We start from the raw sequence: 11420 nt of genomic DNA, 5'->3' as shown, positions 1-11420 counted from the left end.
CACGCGGGCCGGCGGGGCGGGGCGCGGAGGCCGGTCGCCGGCCCCCGCGCAGACGGCCCCCGGTGGGGCGGCCGTGGGCGCCGCTCAGCGGCGCTTGGTGGGGCCGCCCTTGCCGCGGGCGCCCTTCGCCTTGCGCGCCGAGGGGTTGCCCGTACGGGTGGCACGGCGGCGCTCGAAGATCTCCCGCTCGCGCTCGTACTCCGCGCGCAGCAGCTTCTCGCCGGGGGCCTCGATCAGGGCGCGGCAGAAGTACGCCAGCAGCGAGCCCAGGAAGCCGATCATGCGGATGCTGTGCATCGAGCGCTCGGCGGAGGCGTCGCGCGACGGGTCGGGTCGCCGGACGAACCCCTCCCAGGTGCGGCGGAAGGCGAGTGCGCTGCAGGTCGCGAAGACGACCACGACCAGCGTGCTGACCAGGGGGCTGACCTGGGCGATGGACAGGCCCTGGTAGCCCAGGCGCAGCACGGCGGCGCCGGCCGCGGCGGCGGCCAGCGCGCCGACGGCGACACCCGCCCGGCGCAGGCCGTAGTGGCCGTCGTGGTCCACCCAGGTCGTGCCGAAGAACCGGATCGGCTCGGGTCGCGGGCCCTGGGCCGGGCTCGGCGTCTCGCTCTCGCTCATACCGTCGATTATCGCGGTCGCGGTGGGGCGGCGGCCCGTACGGCGGCCGCCCGATCGAGGGCCGGCTCTCCATGACGTTCTGGAGGCCGGGTGTCGGCCCTGCCGGGGCCGGGCGTCAGCCCTCGCAGTGCGGGGCGACGAAACCGTCGCTGCCCGTCCTCACATACGCGTCCGAGACGTACTCCCCGGGCGCGATGCTGTCCCAGATGTCCGTCGTCCCGTACGGGCCCGAGACCTGCTCGCCGCGCCGCTGGCAGCGGACCGGCACCCGGGCGTCGTACGGCAGCACCCGCACGACCTGCCCCGAGGTGCTGGGCGTGCGGCGGACCTTGACCCGCTGCCCGGGGGCGACCGGGTACGTGGCCCGCCCGGCCTGGGCGGCCAGCGTGGTCACGACCGGGGTCGCGGCGACGGCGGTGGCCGGCTCGCCCCCGTTCGCCGTCCCGACGGCACCGGCGGCGCCCTCGTCCTGGATGGTTGTGGCGTCCATGAGCTCTTCCGTGGCCATGACGGCCCCTCCCCCGTGAAGTCCCCCGTGCGGTGCTGACACGCCGATCGGGCCCGGCACGGCCGGACGGCCCGATGACAAGCGCAGGCTAGCAAGCCCTTACGACATCGCACATGCCATCGACTAGGCTCCGTGCGTCGAATGGCGCGCCGAGAACACGGGGGTGGGGCGATGCCACCACTGCGCGGCGCCGGGGCGGACCAGGAAGCGGAGGGTCCGCGATTCGCCGGCGACTACCGGCTGGAAGAGCGCCTGGGCTCGGGCGGCATGGGCGTGGTCCACCTGGCGCGTTCGGCGTCCGGGCTGCGGCTGGCCGTGAAGGTCGTGCACGCCGAATTCGCCCAGGACGAGGAGTTCCGCGCCCGCTTCCGGCAGGAGGTGGCGGCGGCGCGGCGGGTCAGCGGGGCGTTCACCGCGCCGGTCGTGGACGCCGACCCCGACGCCGAGCGGCCCTGGATGGCCACCCTCCACATACCCGGGCCGACGCTCGCCGAGCATGTGAAGCGGAACGGCCCGCTGGCTCCGGGGGAGTTGCGGCGGCTGGCCGCGGGGCTCGCCGAGGCGCTGCGTGACATTCACCGGGCCGGTGTCGTGCACCGCGATCTCAAGCCGAGCAATGTGCTGCTCGCGGCCGACGGTCCCAAGGTCATCGACTTCGGCATCTCGCGGCCGGCGGACAGCGTTCTGCGCACCGAGACCGGCAAGCTGATCGGCACCCCGCCGTTCATGGCGCCGGAGCAGTTCCAGCGGCCGCGTTCGGTGGGCCCGGCGGCCGATGTGTTCGCCCTCGGCTCCGTACTGGTGCACGCGGCGCGCGGGCGCGGCCCCTTCGACTCCGAGAGCCCCTATGTGGTGGCGTATCAGGTCGTGCACGACGAGGCGGATCTGACCGGGGTGCCGGCGGATCTGGTGCCGCTGGTGCGGGACTGCCTGGCGAAGGAGCCGGAGGCGCGCCCGACGCCCGACGCGTTGATGGCGCGCCTGCGCGAGGGGGCGCCGCGGGAGACGGGGTCGGCGCCCGGGGACGCGGGCGCGAGCAGTACGGAGCGGAGCGGAGCGACACACCGTACGGAGCGAGGCCGCGTCGAGAGCAGTACGGAGCGAGGCGGCCTCGGGAACCGTACGGAGCGGGGCGCCAGCGAGAGCAGTACGGCACGAGGCGGTGCCGGGAACCGTACGGCGCGAGGCGGCACGACGGTGGACCCCGTGGCAGAGCGTACTGCCGTCGGGGGGCTGCACCGGGCACGGCGGGTGGCGGCCGTCGTCCTGACGGCCGTGCTGGTGACGGCCACCGGTGTCACGCTCGCCGTACGACAGTGGGCCGCGGACAACGGCGCCCCCGTACAGCAGCGCGACACCGCCGCCGCCAGTACTGTCTTCCGGCCCTGGCACACGGAGTTCGCGGCGCCGCCGTCCACCACGCGGCCCGGCACGCCCTCGGGGACGCCCACGGCTTCCCGGGGCCCGGGAGACGCGGTGCGAGCGGTCTTCTGCACGGCGGCCGAAGGGGCCCTGTACTGCGCCGCGCCCGGCCTGAAGGCCGTGCGTCTGGACCCGGCCGACGGCGGACGCGTGTGGTCACGACCGGCGGCCCCGGCCGGCTCGGACGCGGCGACCACGGAAGCAGCGCCGACGGAGGCGACCGAGACGGGGAGCGGGACGCCGAGTCCGCCCGTACTGTGCGGCGGGCTGCTGCATGTGGTGTCGCGCGACGGGCGGCTGCTGGAGGCTCTGGACCCGGCCACCGGCCGAACCCGCTGGTCGCGGGGGCTCGCCCCGTACGGCGGCCACGTCTACCACGCCGGCGACACCGTCCTGCTGGCCGCCCCCGACGGCACCGTCCTCGCGCTGGACGGCGGGACGGGGGTGGAGCGCTGGCGGCACGGGCTGCGCGGCCACGAACAGCCGGTGCTGTCCTGGTACGCCGGCAGCCCGCTCGCGTACGCCGTCACGGTGGACGGCGACGGCTCCCGCACCCTGGTGACCGCCGTCGACCCCGCCACGGGCGAGGAGCGGTGGAGCCGGCGGCTCGCGGGCGCCCTCACGCCGGTCGGCGCGGTGGACGGCGTGCTCCACCTCCTCTCCCGCGACCGGGAGCAGCGCGCCGACTCCGTGGTGCGCTTCGACCCGTCGGGCGGTGGACAGGAGCGCCGGGTGCGGCTGGAGGTCCCCGTGGAGGCGGCGGCCGCGACCGTCCGGGGCACCGATGTCTACCTGCTGGGATACGGCGGCGCGCTGGTCGCCGTGGACACCGGGCGGCGCGCGCAGCGGTGGCGCCTGGAGACCTCCGTCAGCAACGCCTCGCCCCCGGTCGCCACGGACGGGCGGCTGTACTTCAGTTCGGCGGACGGGCGGTTGCTGGCGGTCGACACCGCGCGGGGCGCGCTGCTGGGCCAGACGCGGCCCCGGCTCGCCGCCGGCCAGCGAGGCTATCTGGATCTGCCGCCCACGCCGGTGGTGGCGCCGGGGCGGGTGTACGGGGCGGCGCCGGACGGGACGGTGTTCGCGCTGGACGCCGCCGATCCGGCCCACTGGTGAACCGGGCCGACGGAAACCGGCCCGATGGTGACCCGGCCCGCTGGTGAACCCGCGCACTGATGAGACCGCGCGCTGCTGAACGGGCCGTTCCGCTCCCCTCTTTGACACCCCGTGGCGCCTGTCATCAGGTCAAATCACCATAAACAGCATCTTGATCAAGAAACTTACGGACCAAAGTCCCGAACCGAACGCCCTCGTATGAGCGTCTGTAGCGATGCCCGGGTACTCGTCCGCTCGTTCGAGTCGCTCCAGCCGTCCCACCTGACGCGCACCCATCCGCATCCGTCCGCAACCGTCCCTGGAAGGCCCAAGCCGTGGTGTCCACCAACATGTCGCCCGACGCTTCTTCTGCCGCGCCGCGCCACAGCCGCAGCCGCGACCGCGGCCGTGGCCGTGGCCGCCGGATCGCGGCGCTCGCCCCGTCCGTGGTCCTCGCCGTGACCGGCGCGCTGGCGCTGACCGCCTGCGGCGGCGGTGGCGGCAGCGGCTCGGCGGGCGCCAAGGCGGCGGAGGCGGCGAAGGTCTCCGTCAACCCCGGCGACGGCGCCACGAATGTGGAGCCCGGCAAGGAGATAGGCGTCACCGTCGAGGGCGGTGAGCTGACCGAGGTCCAGGTCAGCGACAACAACGGCAAGAAGCTGGCGGGCGCGCTCGCCGACGGCGGCAAGGCGTGGAAGTCCGCGTCGAGGACCGCGCCGGGCGCCACGTACACGGTGCAGGCGAAGGCCAAGAACGGCGACGGCAAGGAGAACGCCGCGAAGGTGTCCTTCTCCACGGCGAAGGCGACGTCCGCCAACACCAACAAGGTGACGCTGACCCCGGGCACGGAGGGCGCGACGGTCGGCGTCGGCCAGCCGGTGTCGATCCGCTTCGACCACCCGGTCGTCAACAAGGCGGACGTCGAGAAGGCCCTCAAGATCGAGGCGGGCGGCACCGAGGGCTCCTGGGGCTGGGTCAAGGACCGCTCGGGCGCGGACCGTGTGGACTGGCGGCCCAAGGAGTACTGGAAGCCGGGCACGAAGGTGTCCCTGAAGGCCGAACTCGCGGGCGTCAACAGCGGCGGCGGCCGGTTCTTCGCCAAGGACTACGACGTCGACTTCCAGATCGGCAAGAGCCAGGTCGTCAAGGTGGACGTCAAGGCCAAGCAGCTCACGCTGTTCCGCGACGGCCAGGAGGTCAAGACCCTCCCGATCTCGGCCGGCCGCCCGGCCAACGCCACGTGGAACGGCAAGATGGTGCTGATGGCCAAGGAGGGCACCATACGGATGAACTCCGAGACGGTGGGCCTCGGCGACCTCTACGACAAGATGGTCGACTACTCGATGAAGCTCAGCACCTCGGGGACGTACGCGCACGCCGCGCCCTGGAACGCGGGCAAGTTCGGCCGCGTCAACGACTCCTCCGGCTGCGTCGGCATGAGCGACTCGGACGCGGCGTGGCTGTACGGCCAGCTCAACGTGGGTGACATGTTCGAGATCACCGGCTCGACGGAGAAGACGATCGACACCGGCAACGGCTTCGGCGACTGGAACGTCGACTGGGCGACGTGGCAGACGATGAGCGCGCTGAAGAAGTAACCGAGGCGGACGAAGCGAACGGCACGCGTCAGGCGGGCCCGCCCCGAGCACCAGGCCTCGGGACGGGCCCGCCGTGTCGCTTCTCCGGCCGACACAGCGGCCGGCCGGGCTTCGGGCCCGGGCGCCCCGCTCGTCAGCCGAGCTTCGAGATGTCGCGGACGGCGCCCTTGTCCGCGCTGGTGGCCATCGCCGCGTACGCGCGCAGGGCCTGCGAGACCTTGCGGTCGCGGTTCTTCGGGGCGTAGACACCGTTCAACGCCGCCCGCCGGGCCGCCAGTTCCGCCTCGGGCACCTTGAGCTCGATCGTGCGGTTCGGGATGTCGATGCGGATCGAGTCGCCGTCCTCGACCAGGGCGATCGTGCCGCCCGAGGCCGCCTCCGGGGAGGCGTGGCCGATGGACAGGCCCGAGGTGCCGCCGGAGAAGCGGCCGTCGGTGATCAGGGCGCACTTGGCGCCCAGGCCCCGGCCCTTGAGGAACGCGGTGGGGTAGAGCATCTCCTGCATGCCCGGGCCGCCCTTGGGGCCCTCGTAGCGGACGACGACCACGTCGCCCTCCGTGACCCGCTTGGTGAGGATCGCCTCGACCGCGTCCTCCTGGGACTCGACGACGACCGCCGGGCCCTCGAAGGTCCAGATCGACTCGTCGACACCCGCGGTCTTCACCACGCAGCCGTCCTCGGCCAGGTTCCCGTACAGCACGGCGAGGCCGCCGTCGGCGGAGTAGGCGTGCGCGACATCGCGGATGCAACCGCCCGCCGCGTCCGTGTCGAGGGACTCCCAGCGCTCGGACTGCGAGAAGGCCGTGGCGGAGCGGCGGCAGCCGGGGGCGGCGTGGAAGAGCTCCACGGCCTCGGGGGACGGGGAGCCGCCGCGGATGTCCCAGGTCTTGAGCCACTCGGCGAGGGAGTCCGCGTGCACGGCGTGCACGTCCTCGTGGAGGTGGCCGGCGCGCTGGAGCTCACCGAGGATGGCGGGGATGCCGCCCGCCCGGTGCACGTCCTCCATGTGGTACGAGCCGTTGGGCGCGACCTTGCACACGCAGGGCACGCGGCGCGAGACGGCGTCGATGTCCGCCATGTCGAAGTCGAGCCCGGCCTCCTGCGCGGCGGCCAGCAGGTGGAGCACGGTGTTGGTCGAGCCGCCCATCGCCACGTCGAGCGCCATGGCGTTCTCGAAGGCCGCGCGGGAGGCGACGGCCCGCGGCAGGACGCTCGCGTCGTCCTGCTCGTAGTACCGCTTGGTGATCTCCACGACCGTGCGGCCGGCGGCTTCGTAGAGCCCCTTGCGCGCGGTGTGGGTGGCGAGCACCGAGCCGTTGCCGGGCAGGCCCAGCCCCAGCGCCTCGACCAGGCAGTTCATTGAGTTCGCCGTGAACATGCCGGAGCAGGAGCCGCAGGTCGGGCAGGCGGCCTCCTCGATGCGGGCCAGGTCCTCGTCCGAGACGGTGTCCGAGACGGCCTCCGACATGGCGTGCACCAGGTCGAGGTTGGACCGGACCGTGCCGTCGACCAGCGTGGTCTTGCCGGCCTCCATGGGGCCGCCGGAGACGAAGACCACGGGGATGTTCAGGCGCAGGGCCGCCATCAGCATCCCTGGGGTGATCTTGTCGCAGTTGGAGATGCAGATGAGCGCGTCGGCGCAGTGCGCCTCGGTCATGTACTCCACGGAGTCCGCGATCAGGTCGCGGGAGGGCAGGGAGTACAGCATGCCGCCGTGGCCCATGGCGATGCCGTCGTCGACGGCGATCGTGTTGAACTCGCGCGGGACGCCGCCCGCCGCCTTGATCGCGTCGGAGACGATCCGGCCGACCGGCTGGAGGTGGGTGTGGCCCGGCACGAACTCGGTGAAGCTGTTCGCGACCGCGATGATGGGCTTGCCGAAGTCCTCGCGCGCTACGCCCGCGGCGCGGAGAAGGGCGCGGGCGCCCGCCATGTTGCGGCCATGGGTAACGGTGCGGGACCTCAGCTCTGGCACGGGGGTCACTCCCTTGGGGTTCGCCAGGATCGCGGTGGCCCGGCGGCGGGCGGTCGGCGGGCGCGGGGCGCGCGCCGGTGCGACGGGCCGGGTCCTCCGAGCGTACGCCGTGGGGTCACGGTTCGGACAGAGTGTCCGTATCGCGGGACGCGGGTCTCATGATCCGCCCTCACCCCGTACGGCGGCGAGTGGCTCCGTACCCGTACGGTGGCGGCCGGGTCTTCGTACGGGCCCAGGATCGCCCCGTACGGCGGGCGCGGCTCCGTACAGGCCGAGGCTCGCTCCGTACGAGCCGAGGCTCGCTCCGTACGGTGGCGTCAGCGCTCCGCCAGGTAGCGCTGGAGCGTGGGCGCGATGTGCGCCACCACCGTGTCGACGTCCGCCGACGCCAGGGGCTCCACCCTCAGCACGTAGCGCAGCACCGCGATGCCCACCAGCTGCGCCGCCGCGAGCTCGGCGCGCAGCGCGGGGTCGGGCACGGCGAGCTCGGCCGCCACCCGCTCCAGCATCCGGCGCAGCACGAAACCGCGCAGTACTGCCGCCGCCGTGTCGTTCGTCAGCGCGGAGCGGATGATCGCCAGCAGGGGCGCCCGGGTCACCGGGTCCTCCCAGACCCCGATGAAGAAGCGGGCCAGCCGCTCGCCGATGCCGGCCGGGCCGAGCGCCAGCACCTCGGGGACGTTGAGCGCAGGCTCGAAGGACAGCTCGATCGCCGCGGCGAAGACCTGCTCCTTGGCGCCGAAGTAGTGGTGCACGAGGGCCGCGTCCACGCCCGCCGCCCGCGCGATGCCGCGCATCGACGCCTTGTCGTAGCCACGCTCGGCGAACTCCGTACGGGCGGCGGCGAGGATGCGGTCGCGCGTGGCCGGGTCGCCGGCGCGCGCTCCGGACGGGCGCCCCCGCCGGCGTACGCCCCCGGCCTCCCCGGACGGCGGTCCCCCGGCCTCCCCGGGCCCCGGCCCGCCGGACGGCGGCGAGCCCCCGGGCGTCCCGCCGGGCATCCCGCCGGGCGGCGCGTCCGTCACTGCCGGCCGGCCCGCGCCGCCGACGCCAGATGGAGCCGGGTGAACGCCAGCGCCTCCGCGAGGTCCGCCTCGCGCTCGGCCGCCGACATCGCCCGCCGGGTGTTGACCTCGACCACCACATGCCCGGTGAAGCCGGACGCCGCGAGCCGTTCCAGCAGCTCCGCGCAGGGCTGGGAGCCGCGCCCCGGCACCAGGTGCTCGTCCTTGGCGGAGCCGTTGCCGTCCGCGAGGTGGACATGCGCGAGCCGGTCGCCCATCCGGTCGACCATCTGCAGCGCGTCGTGGCGGGCGGTCGCCGTGTGGGACAGATCGACCGTGAAGTGCCGGTAGTCCTCCTTGGTCACGTCCCAGTCGGGCGCGTACGCGAGCAGCTCCCGGTCGCGGTAGCGCCACGGGTACATGTTCTCCACCGCGAAGCGGACGTCCGTCTCGTCCGCCATGCGCCAGATGCCGCGGACGAAGTCCCGGGCGTAGGAGCGCTGCCAGCGGAAGGGCGGGTGGACCACCACGGTCGAGGCGCCCAGCTTCTCGGCCGCGGCCCGCGCCCGCTGGAGCTTGACCCAGGGGTCGGTGGACCACACCCGCTGCGTGATCAGCAGGCAGGGCGCGTGCACGGCGAGCACGGGCACCCCGTGGTAGTCGGACAGCCGGCGCAGCGCCTCGATGTCCTGGCTGACCGGATCGGTCCAGACCATGACCTCCACGCCGTCGTAGCCCAGGCGCCCGGCGATCTCGAAGGCCGTCGCCGTCGACTCCGGATAGACGGAGGCGGTGGACAGGGCGACCTTCGCATCCGGGATACGCACCACTGGTTGAGCCACGGGAGACAGCGTACGGCGTGGCACGGTCAACAGAAGGGGGACCCCACGGACCCCGCGGAGCGGCTGGCTCCGTCACCGGCTCGGGGCGCCGCCGTACTGCCGTCGTCACTCGCCCCGAGCACCGACGGCGTACCCCTGTCGCAGCCCGCGCCCCGCTGCGCCCGTACGGACGGCATCCGGTCCAGCCGGCGCAGGATGACGCCCTCCCGCAGCGCCCACGGGCAGATCTCCAGCTCCGCCACCTCGAACAGGTCCATCGCTGCCTCCGCCACCAGCGCGCCCGCCAGCACCTGCCGGGCCCGTCCCACCGACACTCCGGGCAGCTCGCACCGGTCCCGCTCCGTCATCGCGACCAGCTTGGGCACCCACTCCTCCAGCGCGGCGCGGCTCAGCCCCCGCTGCACGTACAGCCCGTCGGCCGAGCGGCTCGCGCCGGCGATCCGGGCGAGCTGCTTGAACGTCTTCGACGTGCCCACCACGTGGTCCGGGCCGCCGCCGAGCCGGCTGAACTCGCCGACGGTCCGGGCGATGGTGGCCCGCACGTGCCGCCGCAGGCTCCTGACGTCGGCCGGGTCCGGCGGGTCGCCGGGCAGCCAGAGGCTGGTCAGCCGGCCGGCGCCGAGCGGCAGGGACACCGCCTTGTCCGGCTCCTCGTCCAGCCCGTACGCGATCTCCAGCGAGCCGCCGCCGATGTCCAGGACCAGCAGTCGCCCGGCCGACCAGCCGAACCAGCGGCGCGCGGCGAGGAACGTGAGCCGCGCCTCCTCCTCGCCGCTCAGGACGGTCAGGGAGATCCCGGTCTCGCGCTCCACCCGGGACAGTACGGCGTCGGCGTTGGCGGCCTCCCGTACGGCGGAGGTCGCGAACGGCAGGACGTCCTCGACGCCCTTGTCCTCGGCCGCCTCCAGGGCCTCGCCGATCGTGATCACCAGCCGGTCGACGCCCTGGGGGCCTATCGCGCCGTCGGTGTCCAGCAGTTCGGCCAGCCGCAGCTCGGCCTTGTGGGAATGGGCAGGGAGCGGGCGGGCGCCGGGATGGGCGTCCACGACGAGCAGATGGACCGTGTTGGAACCCACATCGAGAACACCGAGTCGCATACGGGAACGCTACTGCGGTGCCGAGAGGTCACGCGGGGCCCGGCGGCCCGCATACGCTGGAGGTGTGGCAAAGACGAAAAAGGCAAAGCAGGAAAAAGCCGCAAAGGGTGACAAGGCCCGGGTGGCGGCGGGGCCGGTCTCCGACGAGGTCGGGCTCGACTTTCCCCGCGCGTGGGTCGAGTTCGTCGACCCCGAGGACGACGAGCAGATCTTCCGTTGCGACCTGACCTGGCTGACCTCCCGCTGGACCTGCGTCTTCGGCCAGGGCTGTCAGGGCATCCAGGCCGGGCGGGCCAGTGACGGCTGCTGCACGCTCGGCGCGCACTTCTCCGACGAGGACGACGAGCGGCGGGTCGCCGAGCACGCGGCCCGGCTCACGCCCGAGACGTGGCAGTTCCACGAGGTGGGCACGCGGACGGGGTGGATCGAGAAGGACGAGGACGGCGAGCGCCAGACGCGCCGCTGGGAGGGCGCGTGCATCTTCCTCAACCGGCCCGGCTTCCCCGGCGGCGCCGGCTGCTCGCTGCACACGCTGGCGCTGCGCGAGGGGCGCGAGCCGCTGGAGACCAAGCCGGACGTGTGCTGGCAGCTGCCCATCCGGCGGACGTACGACTGGATCGACCGGCCGGACGACACGCGGGTGCTCCAGATCTCGATCGGTGAGTACGACCGCCGGGGGTGGGGGCCGGGCGGGCACGACCTGCACTGGTGGTGCACGTCGGCGCGGTCCGCGCACGGGGCGGGCGAGCCGGTCTATGTCTCGTACCGGGCGGAGCTGACGGAAATGATGGGCAAGGCGGCGTACGGGCGGTTGGTCGAGCTCTGCGAGGAGTGGGTGGCGGCGTTGCTTCCGATGGCCTCGCACCCCGCGGACCCCCAGCGCGGGCGCCCTCCGGGCGGGGTTGCCTCCCGCCCCGAAGGGGCCGGGCCGGTCCGCTAGCCGCGCGCCTGGCGGGGTTGCCTGACCCCCCTGGCCGCGTTGCCGCGACGCGACCGTCGCCCCGCTCCCCGCGCCTTAGGCGCGGGCCGTTTCCCCGGCCTTCGGCCGGCCCCGGCCCGAACCCCGCCTCGCCGCCCTGCCGGGGCGGGGGCCCCGGCCTCCGGCCCGACGCCCACCCCTCGGCCGCTCGAGCTCCCACTCTCCGCTCCGCGGGGGCGGCGGTTTCCCGCGGCGTTCGGCCCGCCCTTCCCGGCCCCTTCCGGGCGAAACCCACCTTCCCGCCCCGGAGGGGCGGGAGTTTGCCCCGGCCTCCGGGCC

Annotated in this window: 9 protein-coding genes; 3 read left to right on the top strand and 6 right to left on the bottom strand. The window is 74.0% G+C overall.

Going from position 1 to position 11420, the window contains the following annotated elements:
- Positions 1-84: 84 nt before the first annotated feature.
- A complete protein-coding gene (locus ACSNOD_RS21380; protein ID WP_436768608.1) occupies positions 85-621 on the bottom strand; it encodes a hypothetical protein in 537 nt (178 codons plus the stop codon).
- Between the two features lie 115 nt (positions 622-736).
- Positions 737-1111, bottom strand: a complete 375-nt coding sequence (locus tag ACSNOD_RS21375) for an SH3 domain-containing protein (RefSeq protein ID WP_436768607.1) — start codon at positions 1109-1111, stop codon at positions 737-739.
- A 189-nt stretch (positions 1112-1300) separates the two neighbouring features.
- On the opposite strand from ACSNOD_RS21375, the gene ACSNOD_RS21370 reads away from it, so the two are divergent.
- Together ACSNOD_RS21370 and ACSNOD_RS21365 are read left to right on the top strand one after the other, a co-directional pair.
- Complete coding sequence (locus tag ACSNOD_RS21370) at positions 1301-3667, top strand: protein kinase domain-containing protein (RefSeq protein ID WP_436768606.1); 2367 nt, start codon at positions 1301-1303, stop codon at positions 3665-3667.
- 329 nt (positions 3668-3996) lie between these two features.
- The gene (locus ACSNOD_RS21365) at positions 3997-5244 is read left to right on the top strand and encodes a L,D-transpeptidase (protein WP_436768609.1); all 1248 of its coding nucleotides are present in this window, start codon (positions 3997-3999) and stop codon (positions 5242-5244) included.
- A 133-nt stretch (positions 5245-5377) separates the two neighbouring features.
- Here ACSNOD_RS21365 and ilvD read toward each other — a convergent pair whose 3' ends face one another.
- The 4 genes from ilvD to ACSNOD_RS21345 all read right to left on the bottom strand — a co-directional run bounded on the left by ilvD (position 5378) and on the right by ACSNOD_RS21345 (position 10162).
- Complete coding sequence (gene ilvD, locus ACSNOD_RS21360) at positions 5378-7219, bottom strand: dihydroxy-acid dehydratase (RefSeq protein WP_436768605.1); 1842 nt, start codon at positions 7217-7219, stop codon at positions 5378-5380.
- A 317-nt stretch (positions 7220-7536) separates the two neighbouring features.
- A complete protein-coding gene (locus ACSNOD_RS21355; protein ID WP_436768604.1) occupies positions 7537-8244 on the bottom strand; it encodes a TetR family transcriptional regulator in 708 nt (235 codons plus the stop codon).
- Positions 8241-9065 carry a sugar phosphate isomerase/epimerase family protein gene (locus tag ACSNOD_RS21350; RefSeq protein ID WP_436768603.1) on the bottom strand — a complete coding sequence of 275 codons (825 nt, stop codon included), beginning with the start codon at positions 9063-9065 and terminating at the stop codon, positions 8241-8243. Before ACSNOD_RS21350 ends, ACSNOD_RS21355 begins: the two co-directional genes overlap by 4 nt.
- 26 nt (positions 9066-9091) lie before the next feature.
- Positions 9092-10162, bottom strand: a complete 1071-nt coding sequence (locus ACSNOD_RS21345) for a Ppx/GppA phosphatase family protein (protein ID WP_436768602.1) — start codon at positions 10160-10162, stop codon at positions 9092-9094.
- A 64-nt stretch (positions 10163-10226) separates the two neighbouring features.
- Here ACSNOD_RS21345 and ACSNOD_RS21340 point away from each other — a divergent pair, with 64 nt between their 5' ends.
- Positions 10227-11102, top strand: coding sequence for a hypothetical protein (locus ACSNOD_RS21340; protein ID WP_436768601.1), 876 nt, complete (start codon positions 10227-10229; stop codon positions 11100-11102).
- Positions 11103-11420: the final 318 nt, after the last annotated feature.

This window comes from Streptomyces sp. URMC 123, assembly GCF_051386515.1.
Taxonomy (GTDB): Bacteria; Actinomycetota; Actinomycetes; order Streptomycetales; family Streptomycetaceae; genus Streptomyces.
Note: the sequence above shows the minus strand (reverse complement) of the source record. Positions and strands in the feature narration are given on the sequence as shown.

What these genes read in the sequence shown, in the direction of transcription:
- ACSNOD_RS21380 (WP_436768608.1), bottom strand. Translation starts at nt 621, where the DNA reads ATGAGCGAGAGCGAGACGCCGAGCCCGGCCCAGGGCCCGCGACCCGAG.
- ACSNOD_RS21375 (WP_436768607.1), bottom strand. Translation starts at nt 1,111, where the DNA reads ATGGACGCCACAACCATCCAGGACGAGGGCGCCGCCGGTGCCGTCGGG.
- ACSNOD_RS21370 (WP_436768606.1), top strand. Translation starts at nt 1,301, where the DNA reads ATGCCACCACTGCGCGGCGCCGGGGCGGACCAGGAAGCGGAGGGTCCG.
- ACSNOD_RS21365 (WP_436768609.1), top strand. Translation starts at nt 3,997, where the DNA reads ATGTCGCCCGACGCTTCTTCTGCCGCGCCGCGCCACAGCCGCAGCCGC.
- ACSNOD_RS21345 (WP_436768602.1), bottom strand. Translation starts at nt 10,162, where the DNA reads ATGCGACTCGGTGTTCTCGATGTGGGTTCCAACACGGTCCATCTGCTC.